This is a genomic window from Breznakiella homolactica (genome assembly GCF_016616095.2).
GTDB lineage: Bacteria > Spirochaetota > Spirochaetia > Treponematales > Breznakiellaceae > Breznakiella > Breznakiella homolactica.
In genome coordinates, this window is record NZ_CP067089.2 from 4,219,194 (window position 1) to 4,243,024 (window position 23,831).

General features: G+C 53.3%; 21 protein-coding genes. 14 read left to right on the top strand and 7 right to left on the bottom strand.

From position 1 onward, the window contains the following. Positions 1-94: 94 nt before the first annotated feature. The 4 genes from JFL75_RS18950 to JFL75_RS18965 form a co-directional block, all read right to left on the bottom strand. Entirely contained in the window at positions 95-1,405 is a 1,311-nt protein-coding gene (locus JFL75_RS18950) for a hypothetical protein (protein ID WP_215628236.1), read from the bottom strand. Further along, complete coding sequence (locus tag JFL75_RS18955; RefSeq protein ID WP_215628237.1) at positions 1,395-4,211, bottom strand: FecR domain-containing protein; 2,817 nt, start codon at positions 4,209-4,211, stop codon at positions 1,395-1,397. Before JFL75_RS18955 ends, JFL75_RS18950 begins: the two co-directional genes overlap by 11 nt. Then, a complete protein-coding gene (locus JFL75_RS18960; RefSeq protein WP_215628238.1) occupies positions 4,174-6,072 on the bottom strand; it encodes an adenylate/guanylate cyclase domain-containing protein in 1,899 nt (632 codons plus the stop codon). Before JFL75_RS18960 ends, JFL75_RS18955 begins: the two co-directional genes overlap by 38 nt. 183 nt (positions 6,073-6,255) lie before the next feature. Beyond that, entirely contained in the window at positions 6,256-6,978 is a 723-nt protein-coding gene (locus tag JFL75_RS18965; RefSeq protein ID WP_215628239.1) for a pirin family protein, read from the bottom strand. Positions 6,979-7,218: 240 nt separating this feature from the next. Here JFL75_RS18965 and JFL75_RS18970 point away from each other — a divergent pair, with 240 nt between their 5' ends. The 14 genes from JFL75_RS18970 to JFL75_RS19035 all read left to right on the top strand — a co-directional run bounded on the left by JFL75_RS18970 (position 7,219) and on the right by JFL75_RS19035 (position 19,698). Beyond that, positions 7,219-8,145: a DUF4097 family beta strand repeat-containing protein gene (locus JFL75_RS18970; RefSeq protein ID WP_215628240.1), complete on the top strand. Its 927-nt coding sequence runs from the start codon at positions 7,219-7,221 to the stop codon at positions 8,143-8,145. Positions 8,146-8,251: 106 nt separating this feature from the next. Further along, positions 8,252-8,941: a DUF554 domain-containing protein gene (locus tag JFL75_RS18975; RefSeq protein ID WP_215628241.1), complete on the top strand. Its 690-nt coding sequence runs from the start codon at positions 8,252-8,254 to the stop codon at positions 8,939-8,941. Positions 8,942-9,023: 82 nt separating this feature from the next. After that, complete coding sequence (locus tag JFL75_RS18980) at positions 9,024-9,803, top strand: IclR family transcriptional regulator (RefSeq protein ID WP_215628242.1); 780 nt, start codon at positions 9,024-9,026, stop codon at positions 9,801-9,803. A gap of 102 nt (positions 9,804-9,905) precedes the next feature. After that, positions 9,906-10,733: a hypothetical protein gene (locus tag JFL75_RS18985; RefSeq protein WP_215628243.1), complete on the top strand. Its 828-nt coding sequence runs from the start codon at positions 9,906-9,908 to the stop codon at positions 10,731-10,733. Beyond that, a complete protein-coding gene (locus JFL75_RS18990) occupies positions 10,724-11,650 on the top strand; it encodes a molybdopterin-binding protein (RefSeq protein ID WP_215628244.1) in 927 nt (308 codons plus the stop codon). Before JFL75_RS18985 ends, JFL75_RS18990 begins: the two co-directional genes overlap by 10 nt. A gap of 2 nt (positions 11,651-11,652) precedes the next feature. Beyond that, the gene (locus JFL75_RS18995) at positions 11,653-12,429 is read left to right on the top strand and encodes a 2-keto-4-pentenoate hydratase (protein WP_215628245.1); all 777 of its coding nucleotides are present in this window, start codon (positions 11,653-11,655) and stop codon (positions 12,427-12,429) included. Positions 12,430-12,439: 10 nt separating this feature from the next. Beyond that, positions 12,440-13,300, top strand: a complete 861-nt coding sequence (locus JFL75_RS19000; protein ID WP_215628246.1) for an acetaldehyde dehydrogenase (acetylating) — start codon at positions 12,440-12,442, stop codon at positions 13,298-13,300. A gap of 18 nt (positions 13,301-13,318) precedes the next feature. After that, positions 13,319-14,329: a 4-hydroxy-2-oxovalerate aldolase gene (gene dmpG / locus JFL75_RS19005; RefSeq protein ID WP_215628247.1), complete on the top strand. Its 1,011-nt coding sequence runs from the start codon at positions 13,319-13,321 to the stop codon at positions 14,327-14,329. Between the two features lie 146 nt (positions 14,330-14,475). Further along, entirely contained in the window at positions 14,476-15,090 is a 615-nt protein-coding gene (locus JFL75_RS19010) for a (2Fe-2S)-binding protein (protein ID WP_215628248.1), read from the top strand. A gap of 1 nt (position 15,091) precedes the next feature. Continuing rightward, positions 15,092-16,537, top strand: a complete 1,446-nt coding sequence (locus JFL75_RS19015; RefSeq protein WP_215628249.1) for a hypothetical protein — start codon at positions 15,092-15,094, stop codon at positions 16,535-16,537. 19 nt (positions 16,538-16,556) lie between these two features. Further along, positions 16,557-17,828: a benzoate/H(+) symporter BenE family transporter gene (locus tag JFL75_RS19020; RefSeq protein ID WP_215628250.1), complete on the top strand. Its 1,272-nt coding sequence runs from the start codon at positions 16,557-16,559 to the stop codon at positions 17,826-17,828. Between the two features lie 80 nt (positions 17,829-17,908). Next, on the top strand, positions 17,909-19,015 hold the full coding sequence (locus tag JFL75_RS19025) for a M24 family metallopeptidase (protein ID WP_215628251.1): 1,107 nt from the start codon (positions 17,909-17,911) through the stop codon (positions 19,013-19,015). Between the two features lie 39 nt (positions 19,016-19,054). Continuing rightward, entirely contained in the window at positions 19,055-19,507 is a 453-nt protein-coding gene (locus JFL75_RS19030) for a DUF1893 domain-containing protein (RefSeq protein WP_215628252.1), read from the top strand. 14 nt (positions 19,508-19,521) lie between these two features. Further along, positions 19,522-19,698 carry a hypothetical protein gene (locus tag JFL75_RS19035; RefSeq protein WP_215628253.1) on the top strand — a complete coding sequence of 59 codons (177 nt, stop codon included), beginning with the start codon at positions 19,522-19,524 and terminating at the stop codon, positions 19,696-19,698. A 24-nt stretch (positions 19,699-19,722) separates the two neighbouring features. Here the strand turns inward: JFL75_RS19035 and JFL75_RS19040 are convergent, their stop codons facing one another. From JFL75_RS19040 to JFL75_RS19050, 3 genes are all read right to left on the bottom strand, one after another. Next, positions 19,723-20,367, bottom strand: a complete 645-nt coding sequence (locus JFL75_RS19040) for a DUF2238 domain-containing protein (RefSeq protein WP_215628254.1) — start codon at positions 20,365-20,367, stop codon at positions 19,723-19,725. 23 nt (positions 20,368-20,390) lie between these two features. After that, positions 20,391-21,692, bottom strand: coding sequence for an MFS transporter (locus tag JFL75_RS19045; protein WP_215628255.1), 1,302 nt, complete (start codon positions 21,690-21,692; stop codon positions 20,391-20,393). A 166-nt stretch (positions 21,693-21,858) separates the two neighbouring features. Further along, entirely contained in the window at positions 21,859-23,640 is a 1,782-nt protein-coding gene (locus JFL75_RS19050) for a methyl-accepting chemotaxis protein (protein ID WP_215628256.1), read from the bottom strand. Positions 23,641-23,831 lie beyond the last annotated feature (191 nt).

Genomic DNA, 23,831 nt, shown 5'->3' on the forward strand with positions numbered 1-23,831 from the left:
ATACCCCGGAATGCTGCTGGTTTCTGTGAAGCGGGAACAGTATCCCGGCGGCAAAAACCGCCGGCTATACTATACCAGGGAACGATTCCTGTGACTAGAACTGCCAGCCCGCGGTAATGGACGGACGGATGAATCCGGTGGGCATATCAGTGACAAAGTAGTGCATAAATTCAACCCCAAAATCCACGAATGCCCGTTTGTAGAAATACCACTGAAAAGACGCGCCCGCCGCAGCCACGGGAAACCATGTATCGAAGGACGGCGATTTAAGATTGTCGCCGTAATCAAAGTACATATTGAGATACGACGATATACCGCCGCCGGCCCGGACATTGAGGATGTATTTGCGGTTAACCAGCGGTTTCTGATACACCGCGTACAGTATGACACCGAGGTTGTGGCTCGAAGCGGTATAGGTACCTGCCTCGTTGGAGGCTTTGTTGAAAACGTAATACGGCGATAACTCAACCCCGAAATAACCGTAAACCTTCTTAAAAGGGATAAAGGTTATCCTGATATTAAATGATACCGGATAGATGACACCCTCGTACACAACGGTATCGTCTTCTCCGCCGTCCGATCCGGGCCACCCGTACATGGGCTTCCCGTAGAGGGGAAACATGGGGGAATATCCGGCATGGATATTCAGGTCCATGGGTTTCTGGAAAAGGACACTGATAGGGCCGGCGATGGTACTGAGTCCGCCGGGATTAACTATGACGAGGTTGTATGTATAGGTTAACAGATCCTGTTCATTCAGGAAAATCTCCGCGCCGTCACCGATATCGGTGTACGTAATATCCCGCGGAATAATGATCCGACCCCGTTCCCGCAGGGACTGTTCGGTTTCGCCTTCCCGGAGCGCCGGCATAAGATACATTTCCGATTCCCGGACAAAGTTGTTTCCCCGGATGGAGATGCGCCGCTCCTCGGGTTCGTCGAGATAAAAATACCGGGGGGTATACGAATCAACCTGAGGCTGAACCGCAAGGAACACATTGAAGTAAACCCATTCGGATTCACCGTCTATCCGGTTCAGTACGTTGTAAACCAGTATCTTGTACCGGTAGTTTCCCGGCGGAAGGGAAAGCTCTATGTAAGGGTCTTCAATCCGTTCATCCATGAATGAATAATACCGGTCGCTGTTCCCGAAACGCTGTTCAATGACAATTTCATAATCCAGAATATGCTCTACCGGTTCCCACTCCAGGCGCTGTATGAACCGTATGCCTTCATCGGTCTCCTGTATGTAATAAGAACTTGACTGTCCTTCCGCGGCGGTGCCCTGGGGAGCCGCCAGCGGAACGTCGCCGGGTACAGGAGTCTCCTGGGCGGCGGCGGCAAATGTAAAGAGGAAACTGAGCATGAAGAAAAAACTTACACGCCGCCGGTTTCTAATTCCCATATAAAGCTCCTGGATCCCGCCCCTGTACCCGTTCGGTTTCAGGCAGGTTTATTGTAAAACGGCTTTCCCCGGGAGTTCCCGGCTGTTCGATGGTTCCGTCACGGCCTCTGTTTACCGCCTCAACCCGCCAGGTAAAGGTCCCCCGGTCGAGAATCGAAAGATTGGAAAGCGTGTATGATGTATTCGTCTGCGGGTCGCTCTTCAGGAGAAGTTCCGGTGTACCGGAAGAACTGTTTCTGTACAGGCTGAATATATACGCGTTGGCGCCGTTCACCGCCGCCCATTCGAACGCCATGGTTCTCATTCCCCGGAGTTCCGCCGGCCCGAAGATGAAATTGTTCTGGGGGCTCCGCATCGCGGGGGCCGCAAGCGGCGGAATAGCCAATACGGTAAATGAATTCCATTTCCCCGCGCTGATATCAAACTCATCATCGGTAAACGCCGTTACCGTCCAGTAATAAGTACCCGCGGTAAGCCGCGGCAGGGTGATGTTCGTACCGGGATTCCTGGTATCCATTATTATTGCCCTGGTATTAGCCAGGTTCGTACTGGTGGATAGAATAAACCGGGAACTGACAACATTTTCAGTTGAGGACCAGCGGATCCTGTCGGGAGTCCGCAGCGCCGCAAGCCCCTGGTACCGGTGGCCGCTGGAAGGATAGTCGAGGCTGACGGGTTTCAGCATCCGCATGGAAATTGAATGCGTCCCGATGAGGCCACTCCGCCGGGATGTTTCGGCGCTTTCATTGATAAATGCCTGGACCGTCCAAACGTAGTTCCCTTCCTCAAAGGCTGCCATGGGTACGGTTTCCGAAGTTCCTTCATTATAAAGATTTTCATGGACGATGGTATCGTCTCCATCCTTCCGGTACAGCTTCATCTGGTAGTATTCCGCGTCGGGAATGGGAAGCCAGGAAAAATCTATTGATTGTCCTTCCCGGATAATTATCCGGGCATTTTCAATGGGATTAATTATTTCCGCCGCGGGCAGGGGAGCTGAAACCCTGAAGCGTTTGGGAACCGTGCTGAACTGTATGGCATCGGATCCCGTATCGGCGGCGATTCGCCAATAGTATTCTCCCGGCGGCAGAACGCGGCCCTGAATCCCCGATGCGCTGATGTTTTCGTCAAAGAGTATGTTTGTAAATCCCGTATCGGCGGAAATCTGGTACCGGTTCGCAAAGGGAAGATTGCTCCTCCAGGTAAACCGAATGTCCGGGAGCAGGCTGTCGGCAATGGTATAACCGTCCGGCGGAAAGGTGGTTCTGTAGACAACTTCCCCTTCCAGGGCTACCACCGGCCGGGACGGAGACACCGGCGATTCGTTGCCTTCGATGTCCGTCTGATATACACCCCAGTAATACTGTCCGGCGCTGAGTGCCGTTTGATTGACGGTATAGGCATACCAGTTTTCGGAAACCTTTTCCGTGATTACCGGATTCCCAAGATTTTGATCCCGGGAGATCCGGAATGTGTAGGATGCCGCCTCGTCATCGTTTTTCCAGGAAAAATACGTATCGCCCCGTTCTTTGGCGATGTTTATGAAACTCCCCGCCGCGGGCGCAGTCAGTACCGGGGCCTGGAGTTCGCCTCCCTGGGTTATGGTGAAGGATGCCACTTCCGAAGAATATGCCGTACCTTCGAAATCTTCGGGGTAAATCGGAGTTACCTGCCAGTACCACCGGCCTCCCTCGAGGCCCGAAAAGATAAATGAAGACTCACGGATCCGGCGGGACACCCGGGGATTTTCCATCCCGGGGTTGTCCGCAATATCGATACGGTACTGCGCCGCCTGTTCCAGCGCTGTCCACAGGAAGCGGACGGCGGGTTTCCTGGTTCTGTACCAGTACTGGTACTCTTCCGCCGGGGCGATTACCCTGGGCGGCGGCGCGTACAGGATAGTCAGCCTGCCGGAAACCGCGTTTTCAGGATGCCCGCCGGCTCCGGGGGCAGCGCCCTGGGGATACGCCCGCCACCAGTAGGTTCCCGGTGCAAGCCGTATCTCCGTACGGGTTTCCCCGGAGACCGTGGCCTCCGCCGCGGGATTGCTGAAATTCCGGTCCAGGGAAACCTCGATCCGCACTTCCTGTCCGCCGGTGAAGTTAATGGTATTCCAGCTGAACTGTACGGGAATTTCCTCACGGATGACACTGAGCATCCGGGTATTGGGCCGGGGAGAAACCACCGCCACCATGGGTTCCGAGCTGCGGGTTCCGTCCTCCAGGAATGAAATCATCGAACCGGCTCCGGCGGTTTCAACACCGCCTTGGGCATCCCGGAGGGACGCGGTCCCTTCAATAACCCTGAGATCGAGTCCCTGTCCTTCGGTGCCGGTTTTGGCGTTTACCACGGCCCCGGCTGCCACTTCAATGCTGCTGCTGCCCGCCGCCAGGATAAAGGAATGGGCCGCGTTCTGGGCATTGACGCTGATGTCGCCTTCGGCAAGGTTCACCCGGGTTCTCAGATCATCGGTATGGATCTGAACGAGGCTGTTTTCCGACAGTTCGATTATTTCTCCGGACAGGAACCGGACCGTGGCTTCCGAAAGATCCGCGGTCCTGATGGTGTCGCCGTTGTATACCGGTGACTCCTGCCGGAGCCGGTCCCAGAGGACCCGGTCGATAAAACGCCGCTGGGCGGATTTGTATTTAAAGGTAATGGTCCCAACCGGTGTATCGTACAGTTTCGTCAGGGTTGTATTGAAGTCGGACCAGAAAAAATAAACATTGAGTCCTACTCCCAGCAGACAGACCAGGACGACCAGGAAGTCAAGATTCCTGGATTTTGTATTTTTGTTCTTCTGCATCGGTATCAACCTTGTTCATGTCCGGAGCTTTTATTCCCAGCAGGTTCCTGACCTCGGCCAGGGTCCGGGGACCCTTGGCCCCGGCTCCGGGAATATCGTTGGCATCGGGGATATTCACCACCGCAAACATCCGCACGGGTTTTTCCTTGCCCTTTACCGTTACCGAGGGCATTTCTTCAACAATGAGATAATCCTTTATCAGGTTATAGGTGTTTTCGGTAATGAGAATATCCGTGCCCAGGGGTTTGTTCAGGGCTTCGGTCCGGGACGCGAGGTTTACCGCGTCGCCGATTACGGTATATTCCATCCGTTCGCTGGACCCGATCTGTCCGGCGACCACATCGCCGGTGTTGATGCCGCAGCCGATTTTAATGATGGGTTTTTTCTCGCCTCCCCGGCCTTCGTTGAATTCCAGGAGCGCCGCCCGCATCATCAGCGCGGACCGGACGCAGTTGAGGGCGTCCGCCATGGGGCTCCCCGCGGAAATCGGCGCGCCCCAGACCGCCATCACGGCGTCGCCGATGAATTTATCCACCACGCCGTTGGTATCATTGACGCAGCGGACCATCCGCGTCATGTAGTCATTGAGGAACCCTACGATCTCATGGGGTTCGAGTTTTTCGGAAATAGCCGTAAAGGACCGGATATCCGAAAAGAAAATCGTCACATGCTTGGTTTCGCCCCCCAGGGTGAGTTCCCCCTTCATGGCTTTTTCGGCGATATCCTTATTGATGAACCGGCCGAAGGTATCCTTGAGGCGTTCCCGCTCGGCCAGCCCACGGCTCATGTTGACGAAACTGTCGGTCAGCAGTCCCAGCTCATCCTGGGTTTTGGCCTTCAGGTTTATCTCAAAGTTGCCCTGTTCGATCTGACCGGCCGCCGCGGCAAGAACCCGTACGGGAGAACTGATGGTCTTGGAGAAGAACCAGATGAACAGGATTGCCGCAAAAAGCACCGCCGCGGTAAGGAAAATATTCCGACGGGTGGTGGCCGCTATTCCTTCAAACACGATATTGTATTCAATGCTGGTGATTACCGCCGCGTCCCCGATGGATATTTTCCGGAAGGCGCTGAAAAACCGGTTCCCTTCCTGGTCGGTGTACAGGAGCTGCAGGTTCCGGTCGCCGCTTTCCTGCATAGCCTGGACAATCGGCGTGTTGGCCATATTGGCCCCGGCCCGGACGAGGTTGTAATCCGCGTGGACCAGGACGTCTCCCTGGTCATTCACCATAAACGATGAATTGGCGCCGCTGCCGAAGGATTCGGTAAGATCCTCCGAGGAAAAGAACGTTACCACCGCCTGCTCATAGCCGCTTTCCTGCCACGGATACAGCATGGCGATTACCGGAACCCCGAACACCGGGGCGGCGTTGATAAGCAGCGGTTCCCCGGCCACGGCCCGCCGGACCGCGGCCGCTTCATTCTGGAGAAACAGGGTTATGAGGGTCGTTTCGATTTCATTGGAAACAAAAAACCGGGTATTGACCAGTTCCAGGCTGCCGGGAATGACCACCGCGGCAATATCCTGGTTCCGTTCGAAGAAAAACGCCGAGGCCTGCCGGGAAAGGGCCGCGGAAGAACCCGCCGCGTTGAGCATATCCAAAAGCAGGAATACGTTTGACCGTACTGTATTGAGCTTATTCTCCGCTTCCGTGGCGGACCGCCGGTTAACGGTAAAGTTATTATCCTCCGCGGTTATGCGCACATCGGAACTGACCATCGCCGATACGAGAAATGTAATTGTTCCCAGGGATACCAGGAGCAGTACGGTGATAATAACTACGAGTTTTACCCCGATAGGGTACTTTACCCTTGCCTTTTTCAGCGTCTGTTCTGCTTTTTTCGACACACTTTTCTCCATATAACTAATAAGTCCGGAACAGTATGGTATCGTTCAAATACGATGCGCAAAGAAGTAATTACCAGTATAGCATGACTATACCATAAATATGGAGTTTTTCAATTGTGAATTCGAAAATATATGGAGAATATAAGGAAAGGAATGAACAAATCCGCTCCGGGTATGACCCGGATTTACCCGGAATCAGCCTATGGAAGGGAGTTCATTTGGCCTTAAGTCAAAAACGAGGACCTCCGCGCCGTTTCCGCCGGTAAAAAGCAGATCCGTCTCATCCCGGACCCGGGCTCCGTCTCCTTCGTTCATAGCCGTTCCGTTTACCGATATACTGCCCTTGGCAATCTGAATATACGCGTACCGGTTCCGGAGGATTTCCAGTTTCTGCTGCTCATCCCCGTCGAACAGGCCGGCGTAAACCCGGATATCCTGGTAAACCGGCAGGGATCCCTCGGTCTCATTCGGGGAGATAACAAGCCTGAATTTTCCCCGTTTCTCGTTTTCCGGGAAGTGTTTCTGATGGTACCGGGGCGTTACCCCGGTTTGGCTGGGAACAATCCATATCTGGAGAAACCGAAGCATTTCACTGCCCGAATGGTTGAATTCACTGTGGAGTATCCCGGTGCCGGCGCTCATCATCTGGATATCCCCGGCTTTGTTCACCGATCCGACCCCCATGGAATCACGGTGCTCCAGTTCGCCTTCCAGGACATAGGAAAAAATCTCCATATCCCGATGGGGATGGGTATCAAAACCCATGGCCGGCTGAACCCGGTCGTCGTTGATAACCAGAAGATCCGAAAATCCTATCTGCCGGGGATCGTAGTAATTGGCAAAAGAAAATGAGTGCCGTGAATCGAGCCAGTTTGTGCGTCCGATGCCGCGGTCCTGTGCCTTCCGTATTTCTATCATACAAGCTCCTTTTTTTAACTTTTTTTTCTATATACTACAAAGATATAAAAACAGAACGCGGTAATCAAGGACAGACGCGGTACGCAGTATGCGGAGCATGTTTGGCTCTAGATGTTCAAAAATTGAACAAAATTCCGGAAAAGGGTGCAAAAAGAATTTGAGGGGGTGTTCTAACTATATTCCCGCTGTAGGGAATTAACTAATTCCGTACAGTGAAAACATACATTATAGGAGTATACCGTGAAATATTTAAAACCAGCAGCCCTGTACGTATGCCTTTTCTGTGTTTTTCTCTGCGCATCCTGTGCGCTTATTATCGACAGCGACCTTACGGATCACGATATCCGGGAATACGCCGATTTTTCCGCCCGGGGGGTATCCCGGATCGAAGTTGAAACCTCGGTGGTGGATGTAACGGTGGTATCCTGCCACGGTGACCGCATCCGATTTATCCTTACCGGGAGCGACTCCTGTTCCTCCGTTGATTTTGACACGAAACAGAGCGGCGGAATTGTTTCCGTATCCTGTGATCCGGAAAAACCGAACGCCAAATACGGGCATAAACTAAGCCTTGAGGTACAGGTCCCGGATTTTCTTGCGCCGGAATTCACTATTAAAAATATTACCGGAAAGATTGATTTCCAATATTCCGGGGCGGAACGGCTCTGTCTGTCTACTTCCAGCGGTTCCATCAAGATCGATTCCGCGGATGTATACGCCGCTGCGGAACTGAGATCAAATTCCGGCGGTATTTCCGCGGGTTCCCTGTCCGCTCCCCGGCTGAATATCATCAATTCCTCCGGTTCCGTCTCGGTCTCCGGCCTGAATGTCCGGAATATCTCTATCAAAAACACCTCCGGCAGTGTGACCGCCGCGGCATTCTCCTTGCCGGATGATTTGGAAATTGCCAATACTTCAGGGTCGATTACCGTAACCCTGCCCGGGGACAGCAGTTTCTTTGTGGACGCCCGGTCGAACTCCGGGCGGGTGGAGTGCGATTTCTCCGTGGACGGAACAGCGGAACGCCGCAAAGTCCGGGGAATTGTGGGCGCGGCAAAGGAATGTTCATCCCCTTCGGTATATCTTGAGTCGGTTTCGGGAAGCGTAAAGATCAGAAAGGGCGGTTCCGCCGGCAATACGTGCCCGGCGGAGGAAACAGCCGCCTGAACGCGGCAGCGGGTGATTCTGTTTCTCCATATAAACCCGGACTTCCGGATATTCCAGCAGCGGATATTTATCGGTATACTCTCCTTGAAAGTTCAAGGAGAGTATTATGATCGGCCCTGTTGTCAACGCTCTGGCTATTGTCATCTGCGCCCTGGTAGGCGCATTCCTTATCCGGGGTATCCCGGACCGTTTTGAGGTTCTGCTGAAGCAAACCCTGGGGCTTGCGGTAATTTATATCGGAATCAAAGGCGCCCTGGATAACCAGCGTGTCCTGCTCCTGGTGATGAGCCTGGTAATCGGCTGCGTCATCGGTGAGTTAATCAATATCGACAAAGCCATGAACCGGTTCGGGGACTGGGCCGAACGTAAACTCGGCCTCGGGGGCGGAACTTTTTCCAAGGGATTCGTTTCCGCCAGTATTCTGTTCTGTACCGGTTCCATGGCCATTGTCGGGTCGATCCAGAGCGGCCTCATGGGAAACCACGAAACCCTTTTCGCCAAGTCCGTGCTGGACGGTTCAATTTCCATTGTATTCGGCGCGTCCATGGGAATTGGAGTAGCTTTTTCCGCTATCCCGGTTCTTCTGTACCAGGGTGCCATAACCCTGGCGTCCATGGCGGTCAAGGATCTGCTGACCCCGGAGATTATCCGGGAAATGTCCGCCGTGGGGAGCCTTCTGGTGGCCGCCATTGGATTCAATTTTTTAGGTATAAAAGAAATAAAAATCGCCAACCTTATTCCGGCGATGTTTATTCCATGGATTTATATCGGGATCGAGCAGCTTGTTCGTAATTAACGAACCGGATTTGGTAATACAAAAAAAGATTTGACATATTGGAATTCACACAGTACAATGCTCCATCGGAGAACCTTAAGAAATGGCGAACGTCTATGGAGTATCGGTACAGTCGGTGGACCGCGCGCTGGAGATCCTGGAAATAATAGCAGGACCCGGCGGCGATGAATTGGGCATCACCGATATCGCTGCGAAAATCGGACTCAATAAAAGTACCGTCTACGGCCTCGTCAATACCCTGGTAAACCGGGAATATCTTGAGCAGAATCCCGATACAAAGCGGTACCGTCTCGGTATAAAACTCTTTGAGATGGGTTCCCTGGTGCAGCGGCGCATCGATGTCCGGGCGGAGGCGAAACCTTACTGCCAGGAATTGTCCGAAAAATACGATTCCACGGTGCATCTGGCCGCTTTTTACGATTTTGAAATTGTCTATATCGATAAGGTCGATTCTCCCGACGCGGTGGTTCAGTATTCCCAGCTCGGCCGCCGGGCGCCCATGTACTGTACCGGTGTGGGCAAGGCGATCCTGGCGAATATACCGGAAAGCGAACGGGAATTGTTTTACCGGAACGTAGAGCTCCGGAGTTTTACCGCCAATACGATCACGACCCGGGAAGATCTGGAAAAGGAACTGGCGCGGATCCGGGAACGGGGATACGCCGTGGATGATGAAGAGATACAGCCGGGGCTCCGCTGTGTGGCGGCGCCCATATTCGACCATCTCGGACGGCCTTCGGCGGCGATCAGCGTGTCTAAGCCGCTTAACCGTATGAACAGTCAGATGCAGGAGAGTATAGCCCGGGATATAACCGGCGTTGCGGGGCAGATATCCCGCAGAATAGGCTATCAGGCAGCATAAAAAAACCAAGTAATAATCAATGTAAAATTCAGATTTTTTCTTAAATTATTGGTTCGTTGTATCAGAACAATGTTCGGTAATACCGAACTAAATGGAGGAAGGATGATCCAGGATATTCGCAGCCATATTTTTGCCCAGATCCAGGACAGGGAATTTACCGCGGTCCTGCGGGCCGAACATCCGGGTTGTATTTCCGGTATTGCCCAGCTTGCTTCCCAGGCGGAGGAAATCGGCGTTTCATTCCGCTGTATGAAGGAAGAGGGCAGTGAACTGCGGAAGGATGATACCATCGGAATACTGAAAGCCCACCCGACCCAGATTGCCCTGGCGGAAGAACGGCTTATCGGGACCCTGGCGAAATTTTCCGGTGTCGCCACCGCGGCCCGGCAGGCGGTGGCCCTGTCGGAAGGGAAGGTCAGGATCGTATCGGGATCCTGGAAAAAAATGCCCCCGGCCATCAAAGACGGTATCCGCACCGCCATAGCTTCCGGCGGTGCTTCCTTCAGAATCAGTTCCCGGCCCATGGTCTATCTCGATAAAAATTACATCCGCATGTTCGGCTCCATTGCCCGGACCCTGGAAGCGGTCAGGAATTTCGGGGATTACGTAAAGGTCGTTCAGATAAAAGGGGAACAGGGGTCAATTGAAGTGGAAACCCGGGAAGCCGTTGAAAACGGCGCGGGTATCCTGATGGTGGACACCGGCAGACCCCTGGACCTTCTGCGCTGCACCGCCGCGGTGAACAGCCTCGGATGCCGGAAATCGGTGGAGATTGCCTTCGCGGGAAATGTCCAGATGAGCGAAATTCCCGCCTACGCTGACTATGATCTCGATATTCTCTGTATCGGCAAAGAAATCGTGGACGCGCCCCTGCTGGATATGAAGCTGGATGTGCAGTACGAACCCTGCGAGGAGCGTTTATGGGCCTGAACCTGCTGGAGAAAACCGAACTGTGGGTGAACAACATTACCCTGGACAACGCCAATCTGACGGTGCTGGCCCACACCGCGGCGGATGTGCTGTCCCTGCCCAGGGACAAGGTTCTTGTGGTGGATGTCCGGCCGGAACATATAACCCTGGATATCCTTGCCAAGGATATCCCCGTGGAAAACATAACCGGCAAGGAAAAGGATCTCCTCGAAGCCCTCGGCGCCATTCCGGGGGTCAATCTTACGGAAGAAACCTATATTCACTCCAACGGTATCCTGGGGCTTCTCTGTATGGAAGGCCAGGACGGGGCCGAGCTGAGCCGGAAAGTTGACGGTATGGTTGACGATATCCGCAGCCGTATCGCGAAACGGGCGATAATTTTTCCCACGGGATTCGAACTGAAGCAGAATCTGATAGAGGATACCAATACTCCGTTTCTCCGGGAACTGCTCGAGTCCAACGGGTACACCGCGGCCACCGGTCCGATTATTCAGGATGATGTCTACGATGTTGAGGGAAAACTCTCGGAGGCCCTTTCCAAGGCGTATGGCCTGATCATCACCACCGGCGGGGTCGGGGCGGAGGATAAGGATAAAACCGTGGAAGGCATACTCCGGCTCGATCCCGAAGCCGCGACGCCGTATATCGTAAAATTTCAGCAGGGGACCGGGCGGCACGTCAAGGACGGCGTCCGCATCGCCGTCGGTTCCGTGGGGCCGTCATGGATGGTTGCCTTCCCCGGACCGAACGATGAGGTCAGGGCCGGAGCGGAGGTTCTGCTGGACTGCCTCCGCAGGGGATACGATAAGGAAAGCACCGCCCGGGCTATCGCGGGGACTCTGGCAAAAATACTCCAGGAAAAACAGATGGAATTTCACCATCATCACCATAACACAAAACACGAACAGGAGGATTGACCGTGGATGTAAAGAAAATTGCCCAAATGCTGTACGAGGCTGAAAAAAAGCCGGAACAGGTTAGCGCTCCCACCGCTGCGTATCCGGGAATGACCATAGAGGATGCCTACGCGGTTCAGCTGGAAAATATCGGCAGAAAACTGAACCAGGACGGGGAACGGCTTATCGGCATGAAAGTCGGGCTGACCAGCAAGGCTATGCAGAAACTTCTGGGTGTCAATGAACCCGATTACGGCCATCTTACCGACCGTATGCTCCTTCTCGAAGGCGCTCCCTGTGAATGCTCGAAACTGCTCCAGCCCAAAGTCGAAGGCGAGCTGGCCTTCTGTCTCGATAAACCTCTCAAAGGTCCCGGTGTCACCCTGGCGGATGTCTACAACGCTACGGCATGGGTTGTTCCTTCGATAGAAATTGTCGATTCCCGGGTTAAGGATTGGAAAATAACCCTGGCGGATACCGTGGCGGACAACGGTTCCAGCGCGATGCTGGTCCTGGGAAGCGCCATGCGGCCGGTCAAGGATGTGGATATGCGTCTTACGGGAATGACCCTGGAAAAAAACGGGGAACTGATCAACAGCGGCGCCGCCGCGGAAGTTCTCGGAAACCCAGCCGCGGCGGTGGCATGGCTCGCGAACAAGCTTTCGGAATTCGGCATCGGCATGGAAGCCGGAAGCATTGTCCTGGCGGGAGCCCTTACGGCGGCCCAGCCTGCGGTTCCCGGGGACAGCTTTACCGTAAGTTTCCAGGGAATGGGCAGTATCAGTCTCAGATTTGTGTAAGGGGAAGAACGTGGAAAAGATTAAGGTAGGTATTATCGGACCGGGGAACATCGGAAGCGATCTGATGTACAAAGTGATGAAGAGTAAAAATCTGCAGATGCACCACATGGCGGGTATCGTCGAATCCGAAGGAATCAAACGGGCGGCCGGCCTGGGATTCAAAACTTCAATTACCGGAGTGGACGCCATCGCGGCTGACCCCGATGTCAGGATCGTCTTTGACGCCACCAGCGCCAAGGCCCATCAGCACAACGCCCCCATCCTGAAGGCGGCGGGAAAAATCGCCATTGATATGACACCGGCCGCCATCGGCCCGTACGTGGTTCCCTGTGTCAACCTCGACCAGCTCAGCGATGAGGTTAACTTCAATATGGTTACCTGCGGAGGCCAGGCCACGGTCCCGATCGCCTACGCAATCAACCGGGCCGCCGATGCGGAGTATGTTGAAATTGTTTCCTGCATATCATCAAAGAGCGCCGGTCCCGGAACCAGGGCGAATATCGATGAATTCACCGAAACCACCGCCAAGGCGCTCCATATAGTGGGCGGCGCCGACCGCAGCAAGGCCATTATTGTACTCAATCCGGCGGACCCTCCGCTGATGATGACCAATACAATCTATGCCCTGGTAAGAAATCCCGATGAAAAGAAAATTGTTGAATCGGTCAATGAGATCATCGGGGAAATCCAGTCCTACGTTCCCGGGTACCGCCTCAGGGTTCCCCCGGTTCTGGACGGAAACAAAGTAACCGTAATTATTGAAGTTGAAGGCGCCGGCGATTTCCTTCCGGCGTATTCAGGTAATCTGGACATCATCAACCAGGCTGCGGTGGCGGTCGCCGAAAAGCTGGCTTCGAAAATGCTGTCATAGGCCATGGAGGAAGACACAATGAATACCAATAAAATACATATTGTCGATACAACCCTGCGGGACGGCAGCCACGCGGTGAGCCACAGTTTTACCGCGGACCAGGCTGTGGCGGTTTCGGAAGGGCTGGATAAAGCCGGTGTGGAGATGATTGAAATCAGCCACGGTGACGGTATTGCCGGCTCATCGTTAAATTACGGCTTTTCAAAGCAGCCCGAAATGGAACTGATTAAAGCCGCTTCAGGGGTGATAAAAAACGCCAAACTCACGGTTCTTCTGCTTCCAGGTATCGGCACCATAGAGGATCTCAGGATGGCCCAGGAAAACGGCGCCGCCGCGGTCCGTGTGGCCACCCATGTGACCGAAGCGGATATCGCTATCCAGCACATCAGCTGGGCAAAACAGGCCGGACTTTTTACGGTCGGTTTTCTCATGATGGCGCACATGGCGACGCCGGAAAAAATCGTGGAACAGGCAAAGATATTCGCTGACGCCGGCGCCGACTACATAAACCTCGCGGATTCCGCCGGGTATATGACCCCTGAGGATGTCCGGGCCAGGATCGCCGCGCTGAAAAACGCGGTTTCCCTGCCCATCGGTTTCCACTCCCATAACAATCTCGGACTTTCAGTGGCGAACTCCCTGGCCGCGGTTGAGGAGGGTGCTACGTATATCGACGCGACCTGCCGCGGACTCGGCGCCGGCGCCGGCAATACCCAGATCGAAGTGCTCTGCGCGGTGATGGAACGGCTCGGATACAATACCGGGGTAAATTCATTTGCCCTTATGGATGTTGCTGAAGATATTGTGGAACCCCTGATGCAGCGGCCCCAGGTAATACGGACCGACTCTCTGCTCCTGGGTTATGCGGGGGTCTATTCAAGTTTCCTCCTCCATACCCGCCGGGCAGCGGAAAAATACGGGCTTACCCCGAGGGAAATCCTTGTGGAGCTCGGACGCCGCGGCATGGTTGGCGGCCAGGAAGATATGATCGTTGACGTGGCCTATGAACTTTCCCGGAAGGGCACCTAAGAAACCGGTCCTGGTCTTCTGCGGGTTCCGCGGAGGATCGCAGCGTCGCTGCGGAACGGGTTTCTTTTTCAGATAAATCCTAAGCTGTTTTTCAGGTATGGAGACCCTGAAAAAGGCAGGAGAGAAAATCAGAGAGGAGAGCAGGTATGAAGAAGGTAACCTTGTTGGCTCAGGTAGATTCGGACCAGTGCCGCGGATGCAAAATCTGCGAAAAGGTCTGCCCTGTGCTGGCGGTCAAAGTCACTGACAAGAAGGCAAAGGTTGAGGCTCAGGCGTGCAGGGGCTGCACAAACTGCGAATCCCGTTGTCCCTTCCACGCAATCAAAATGGTTAAAAGGGACGAACCCTTTACCGTAGGGGTCGATGTCAGCAAGTTCCCGGCTGCTGAAATTAAGGCCCTCTGTGATAAGGCCCATTTTAATGTTGAACAGGTCCTGTGCTACTGTACCGCGGTCCGGGCCGACGAAGTAGCCGCGGCGATTCTCGGAGGGGCAAAAACTCCCGAAGAGATATCATCCCAGACAGGCATACGGACAGGATGTTCCATTGAATGCATGCAGACCATACTCCGTCTGATGGAAGCCGCCGGACTTAAGCACGAACCCATAGCCGGCGGATGGCAGCTGTACGGAAAGACAATCACCGCGTGGGAACTGACCCCGGAACTGAAGAAAAAATATTCCAGCCGCGGGTTCTATTTCGATGAAGACAAGGCCCTTCTGGACCGTGTCGTTTCCACAAACACAAAGGAGGGAAACTGAGATGATGCGAGAAACGATCCGTCCGATTGACCCTAAACCTTCGCAATACGGTATCGATCCCAAGCTGGTTAAAAAACGGGTTTCCGAAATGCCCGGAATGGTTTCGCTGATGCTTAAGGATCTGTTTCCGGAACTGCCTGCGATTATTTATCCCGCCGGACCCGACGCGCTGGATAATATAAAGAAGGCCGCGGAAGAATCCCTGATGAAGATTGACATGAGCATGATCAAGCCTGAACATTCGGTTAACGTGCTTGCGTCCCATCACGGGTTTACCCTGCTCGGCGGTGAACCCTACGCGATTCTGCTCAGGGCTATCCGGGACGCGGTAATCAAAAAGACCGGCTCCAAGGATGTGCGCCTCCGGGCCGGTGTCGGTATGCGTTACCGCGAAACCGAAGAGTACATGAAGCGCTACGGCCTTGACGAATACTACGAAGGGAAAATAGCGGGGGTCGCGCCGATTGATGAAGCTATTCCCATAGAAACCGAAATCGGAACGCTTTACGGGATAAAGAAAGTCTACGATGCGGACTGGATCATTCATGCCCACCATACCGATGTCCGGGAAGTCCACTTCCACCGCCAGGTGGACAAAGCGGTAAAACCCTTCGGTATGTCCTATGCCCGGGGCGAAACCCGCAGTACCTACCATCAGAATCTCGGTCCCCGGGGAGCGAACTTTGTGGCCCGGGCCATATTCGATTCGGAATTCGTACAGAAGAAATTTGCCTTTGCCTCGTTCCTCAATGTCGGACCCCACGGTATTATCGGCGTGGATTCCGACAACGACCTGTACGCCCTGAATGACCGGACAACCTTTATCGGCTGCCAGCTTTACGGCAAGGTTATGACCCTCTTCGGAAAAATTGATGAGTGTATCGCGGTTCTTGATTTCCCCTGTCCGGTACCGTACGTATTCTCCGCCGGGGTAATCTACGCCAACTTTACCGGGGCCAATACGGATCTCTACGACCTCGATTCACCGCTGCCGCCCTATACCTGGTACACCGAAGCCTTCTACGGAAAGAATGATAAGCCCCTTCTTAAGGAAACTCCTCCCATGAATCCGGCTATCAAAATGTGTGTGCACAACTACGCGTGGATCGGCTATCCTTCGGAATTCTTCGCGAAGCATATACCGACGGTGGTTGTCGGTGAGGAACAGGGAGCGCTCTTTGATACCGACTCAATGAACATCGGATACATGGACCACGCGGTCACTGCCCGTTCCACCGACCAGGCAATGGATTTCGCGTACAAGATGGCGGGGACCGATAAGGTCATCATCTTTGACGGCGCCATGGGCGGAATGAATGTAAGCGAATCCCTGGCCAAACTGCTTCTTGAGAAGGCTCCGGAAGTGAGCAAAGAAGTTAACGATGTTCTTCTGCCCAAGTGGCTCCGCCAGCGCGGCGTAGATATTTCCATTCTGGAAAAACTTTAATAGGAAAAGGAGGGTAATTATGAGTACAGCTTCTTCACCAACGGTGGCGTCAAAGAAACGGAAAATTTGGGAAGAGGGTCCCGGATTTAAATCGGGGCTCACGGATCTTGGGAAACACATCAATACCAAAACAATCACCGCCGGTGTCATCGCGGCAATTTTCGGCTGCACCGGCCCGGCACTTGTAACCATAAGCGCCGCCGCCACAGCCGGCTATACCATGCAGGATACCACTACCTGGCTGTTCGGTATTTACGTCTTCGGCGGGCTCATCAGCCTTATCATGGGGCTGTATTACAAGATGCCCATCGTAGGCGCCTATTCAATCCCGGGGGCTTCCATGCTCGGCGCTGCTCTCATCGGTTTTACCTTTAACGAAGCCGCGGCGTCCTTTGTCATGGCAGGTGTAATCGTACTGCTTCTCGGCGTTACCGGCCTTATGGGAAAAGTGATGAAATGGCTGCCTCTGCCGATAGTCATGGGTATGATAGCCGGATGTATGCTCCGTTTCGGTACGGGAATTGTTACATCCACCATGGCTCTTCCCGTAGTCTGCGGCGCGGCGCTGCTGGGCTTCTTTGTACTTCCGCGGCTGATCAAGAAATTCCCCCCGGTACTGGGAGCGCTCCTCTGCGGTGTCATAGCGCTTATCGTCACCGGCGGTCTCCACATGGAAGAAACAACCTTCGCCTATATTCCGCCCAGGATCATCATTCCCCACTTCAATGTGGCAACCATTCTTTCCGTTTCTGTTCCCCTTGCCGCGCTGGTAGTCGGCGCCGAAAACGCCCAGGCCATTGGTGTACTCTATGCCCAGGGCTATAAGCCTCCGGTCAACGCCATGACGGTCATCAGCGGCTTCGGCGGTATCGCCTCCGGCCTTGTGGGCGCCCACAACGCCAACATCGCCGGTCCCATGACCGCTATCTGCTCTTCCGAAGAAGCGGGCCCCAACAAAGAAGGCCGGTACGCGGCCGGAGTGGTTAACGGCATCTGTTTCATCCTCTTTGGTATCTTCGCCAGTTTCGCTATTGCCTTTGTGCGGGTTATTCCGTCACAGCTCATCAACGTTCTCGCCGGTGTGGCTATGATCAACGTACTGATAAACTCCTTCAGGGACGGGTTCGGCAGCGGCAAATGCAAGATGGGCGCTTTCGCGGCGTTTGCCATCGGCGCCAGCGGCATTTCCATCCTGAGCATCGGTTCCGCATTCTGGGCGCTGGTCGGCGGCGTGGTCATTTCGCTGATTGTCGAGAAAAAGGATTTTGACGAGATCCACCATAAGAATTAAGGACGGCCGGGAATAAATCCCCGGACAGCGATCACTGCCGGTGCGGAAACCCCGCACCGGTTTTTTCAGGGACGGCCATTATGAACAATTCCAATACTATCCAGAACAGAATACAAGCGCTCCAGCGGGTTCTCCGGGATAAGCAGATGGACGCTGCGGCTATTTACGACCGGGAAAATCTCATTTATTTTGCGGGAGTCACGGATATTGAAGGGGGCTGCCTCATTGTTCCCGCCGAAGGGGAACCGAAACTTCTCTGTCTGTGGCTCGACGCCAAGCATATCCGGGAACAGAGCGGGCTCGATACGGTGATACCGTATTTTTTCCCCGGAGAAAATGTAAGCCTTAAGACAGCGCAGCTGCTGGAGGAACAGTTCGGTTCCGGTCCGAGGATCGGGTTTACCCGGTATTTCATCAGCCTTAAGGATTACCAGTGCCTTATGGACAAGATGCCCGGTATGGAAGTCTGTGATATCGCGGTGGACTGCTATAAAATACGGTCGGTCAAGGACGCGGAAGAAATCCGCCTTATCTCAAAAGCCGCGGGTTTCCTGTCCGAAGGGATGCAGGCAGCCTTCGACTGTCTCAAGCCCGGCATGACCGAAGCGCAGGTTCTCGCCGAAGCGGAATACGCCATGCGCAAAGCCGGTTCTGAAGGCTCCAGCTTCCGTATGCAGGTGCTCCGCCATGACCGGCAGCAGCTGGTCCATCCCTACGCCGGTGATTTTGTGATTGATGATAACCAGCCGGTGGTTATTCACCTGGGCGCTTCCTACAAAGGCTATACCGCAAAGATGTGCCGGACAGCCTTCCTCGGAAACGCTCCCGCGGAAACCGTGGAAATGTACCGGTTTATCGCGGAACTCCAGGATATTGCCGTCCGGACCCTGGTTCCGGGGGTCCGTTCTTCCGAAATATTCGATGCGGTATTTGACGCGGTCCATAAAAAAGGGTACGCCAAAATGTATATGGAGCATATCGGATACGGGGTCGGTATCCGCCAGTCGGAATTCTACCCCATAATCGGAAAAGGTCTGGACCACGAGATACGGGAAAACATGGTGGTGGATCTGCTCCTTCCCACGGTATACGACCCCAAGGCCGGAGGGCCTCGTCTTACCGATACCCTGCTGGTGACCTCCGGGGAGGCGCAGTTCCTGACCCGGTTCCCTAGAGAGCCAAAATAATGTAAAATATCTCCAATACCGGGAGGGTTTGAGAGTTTTATGATTGAGAATGAATTGCTGGAAACGGCCCGGAAACTGATAACTTCCGAAACAGTGAGCTGTGTTGTTATTTCCGGCGGAGAGATAATCCATACCGCGGACGGAAGGGGTGTTTCTCCGCTGCTTTCAATTTTTCAGGATGAACCTGAAAAACTGCGGGGCGCCGCGGTGGTGGACCGGGTTATCGGGAAAGCCGCCGCGGTCATCCTGGCCGCGGGCGGCGCGGCGGCGGTATACGGCGAGATCATGAGTGTTGCCGCCAGGAACTACCTGGCCCGCCGGAACATACAGGTCCAATACGGGAAATGGGTCGACCGCATCAGCAGCCGGGACGGAACCGATATGTGTCCCATCGAGAAATCGGTGCTTGCAATTGACGACCCCGCGGAGGGCGTAAAAGCTATCTGCCGGCGCCTTGAGGAGCTCCGGGGCGGTTCCCAGAGAATCGCCTGATTATTCCGGAGCGGGTGATCTTCATCTTAACCGCATCAACGGCGGTCCCGTTTACCGCAACGGTTTCTTCTTTTTCCCGGATTGCCCTCAGGGTGAACAGTGTCAGATCCGTGGGCATGAGCATACAGAAATCAAACTGTTCCATATCCGATGTGATAAAACCCGGCAGTATAAGATACGATGTAAACTAAGACTGTTCTGTGTTTGACCATTGATTATGCTTCTCCTCTGTTGAGTGTATAAAACTGTTCAACCGTCCTTTTTACAAAGGTGTTTGTATTCTTTTTTACATACCAGATATGGGCCAACGCCGCGGTCAGGCTTCCGAAAACGCAGGATATAATATCATACATGGTGTCGAAAACTCCCGTGGTCAGGGTATGCTGGGAATCGTGCCCGGTAATAAAGAACGCGGCGAATTCCCCGATTTCCCAGAATACGGCGATGGCCATGGAAAAACAGAAGGCGAACACCAGCTGTACAAACCATTCATCCTTAAGGCCGGAGGGTTTTTCCCGTTTAATCCGGAAATAAAAACAATAGCCGAACATTGTAAAAAGATATCCCGAGAGAAAGTGGACAAAGGCGTTAAAGAAAGGGACCCGCTCGTACCAGTCCAGGGCCGTTCCCAGACCGAATCCCAGGAAACAGAATACCATCACAAATGTGTGCAGGGAGAAGGGAAGTTTAATGCGCAGCAATTTTTTCGCCAGCGGCGGGATGAGCAGAAAAAACCAGGATACGGGTCCGAGAACCGCGGATAAAACATTGCCCCGCAGTAATTGGTATACCGTTATAAAGACCCCTGTAAGCAGGTATAAGCCATTAACAATACGCAGTTTTTTTTGTCCAGCTTCCATACGTATTGTTAAATATACTCAAATTACTCATCCGGATCGCTAAAAAAGAGCCCCTCTTCGGCGGGTTGTTTTTTCGGTGCGACCTTGATGGTGGCGGCGTAAACGGTGTTCAGCAGCCCGAGGAACGCGGAAATTGAGAACAGTACTTCAATACCCGTAACTGTCCATATCCACCCGCCCAGGAGGGCAATGAGAATACTGATAACATGGTTCACCGAAATCCCCGTGGATATGGTGGCGGTTATTTCTTCCTGGTTTGACGCAATGTCCTGGACATACACATTGCTTGCCATGCTTGCCAGGGAAATGAGGGAATCGAGCACATAGTTGACGCATACCACAATAAAGGCGGTTCCAGGCGAAAACAGCCGGTGGGCAAATCCGTAGAAAAAGCAGACCACCATAAGCAGGAGGGTATCGGTTACCATGATGAATTTATATCCCAGTCTGTCTATGAGTTTCCCCATCAACGGACTGAAGATAATCCCGAATCCGGAGCATACCGCCATGAGCAGGGCAATAACCGACGCGTCCGCGCCGTACTGGAGGATCAGAACATAAGGGGCAAAGGTAATAAAGATCTGCTTCCGGGCGCCGTAAAAAACCTCGAGCATGTAGTACTTGGTAAATTTCTTCGCGAAGTAGAAACGCCGGCGCTTGACTTTGACGGCTGATTCCTTGATCGCCAGGGATACCAGCAGGGCCGCTACCATGAGGACCGTCGCCAGGGCAAAGACAGTTTTAAACTGAACAATACTGTTCCGGCCGAACCCTAAACGGGCAAAAATAAAAAATACCACCGTAACGATGATGTACCCGGTTATATTGCCGACATGGCTGATGGAGCTGGTTATCCCCAGTGACGCGCCGGCTTTGTCCCGTTTGGCAAGCTCCAGGGATATGGTGCTTTTAACGGGCATTACAATATGTTCTCCGGCGCTGAATATAACGATGAATAATACGACGATAAATTTTCCGCTGCCGCTTATGAACAGTCCCGCCATACCCGCCAGCATTATTGCCATACCGATTTTAAAAATACGGCTTTCGGAAAAACGGTACATCCAGGCAAGGATAAAGACCACCAGCAGCCCCGGCAGTTCCCGGAAAAACTCAACAATGCCCCGCTGGAATTCATTTATATGGACAATTTCGGCGAGGTAATTATCCTGGACGCCGCGGTACAGGCCGTAGGAAATGCCCGAAAGCAGCAGCACCGATAAAAAACGCAGGACCTTTGATTCCGGTTTATAGACCGTTTTCCATGTAAAACGGCTCTTGAGTATTTCTCCGTAGGATTTTTCCGTGCTTTCTGATCTGGCCATTGATGTCTCCGGGGCAATGGTAGCATGTATAGTACCGTGGTTCAACGTATGGATCTGGGAGGGCCGCGGATAGGGGAGGCCGCGGCGGGAACGTGTTTAGCCTGTCCTGTAACAAAAACTCTGCGATCAGCCGGCGGAGCAATGCTGCCCGCCGGCTCCGGCAGGATCAGATATTAAAGGTCTTTTTGGTGAATTCCAGGTGTTCCAGTGTTTTTTCCGCGATTTCCTGGGCGCTGGAAATTGACGCCTCGATATGCTGGCTGACATCCCGGACTTCCTGAACACTGCCGTGGACCTGATGGGATGTTTCCCGGAGTTTGTCTATGTCCCCGGAGATACTTTTGCTCCCCGCTTTCATTTCCTCGGACCCGGACTGTACCGCGTGGGTCGCGTCCTGCATGCCCTTGAGGGCGTCGAGAATTTGCCGGCCGCCGACATCCTGTTCTTCCATGGCGCTGTTTACCGTGCCGAAGGTAGTGTCTATGGTGGTTATCCCCTGGTAAATTATATTGAAGGAATTCTCCGCCTCATCGGAAACCGTTACTATTCCCCGTATGGCGGTTTCAATTTCCTGTATTTCCCGGAATATGGACGCGGATTCAACGCTTACTGATTCCGCCAGTTTGCGGATTTCCGAGGCGACCACCGCAAAGCCCTTTCCCGCTTCCCCCGCGTGGGCCGCTTCTATGGCGGCGTTCATGGCAAGGATATTGGTCTGGTTGGCAATGTTGTCGATAATCTTGTTTGTTTCCTGGAGGGACTGTGAGAGGCTAAACACTTTCTTCAGCTGTTCCTGGAGTTTCGCTATCTTCTGCTGTCCCTGTTCCGCGGATTCGCTCAGGCGGCCGGATGTTTCATTGGCTCTCTCCACCACCGTACGGATGGAATGGATGTTGCCGACCATTTCCTCAATGGCTGACGAGGAGTTGTTGATATGCTCCGCCTGGCTCTGGATGGCGTTGTCCAGGGACGTTATACTGCCCAGGATTTCGTTGACCGAACCGGAACTTTGCTCCACCGCGCTGACCTGAATATCCGACTGCTGCTGGACATTATCCATGCTCTGGAAAATCACCTTCATATCCTCAACGGATCTGTTCATTGACTGGTCCAGGGACTGGCTGAGGTCGGTCAGCTCAATCAGCCGGCTTTCAATATCATCGATATTTTTCTGGAAATTGTCCCTGATGGTAATGAGGGCCCTGATCATTCCGCCCATCTCATCTTTGCGGGAACTTTCCATTTCGATCTTCAGATTCATACCGGCCAGTGACTGGGCCGCCTTTTCCGCGTACCGAATGGGCTTTATAAATGACCGGGAAACGAAAAATGCGATTATGATCGAGAATGCGATGACGATCACCAGAGCCAGGGCCATATAGCCCATGGATTCCCGCTGAAGATCCATGATAAACGTTATATCGTAATCGAGCCCCAGCACACTGACGGCCTGCCCGTTCCGCATGATCGGTATATACGCGGAAATGAATGATCCCCATTCATCGGTATAAATTTCATTGGTCAGCTGGAGCTCTCCGGTGGAAATAGCCCCCTGGAGATAATCGAAATCCTCATCATACACGGTCATGAATGTTTTTTCGCCGTCCTCCAGAATTGTTTCCGTGTCCAGCAGGAACACGAATCCCTGGGGTGTTTTTTCCACCAGGTAAATGAAGGTAAATCCGAAGGCGTCGTTGAATTTCTGCAGGTCCTCCAGGATTTCATAATACGCTTCGGAATCCTTCTGCCCTTCTTCGCGGAGATATTCCGTGTCCCCGAGCACGGGAAAATAGGAGTTCACCAGGACCGCGACATTGCGCAGGGTCTGGTGGGCGGAAAAGAGAATATACTGTGAGTACTGAATATACATAGTGATTCCTACGGCAAGGGAGATGGTTATCCCCAGACCCGTAAAAATCAGAATAAGCTGCGTTCGGAGACTTTTCATTACATACCTCTTGGTTTAATTATACAAATTTCTGCGGTATTTTTCATTATTTATGTAAAAAAGATGAAATATGTCCGATTATGCTGATATCCGGGTTTGCCGGCAAAAGGATTATGTAAAACGGCGGCATCGGCGCGCAGGGGAATTTTCTTCAATAAAAAACCCCGCGGAAAACACGGTTCCGCGGGGCT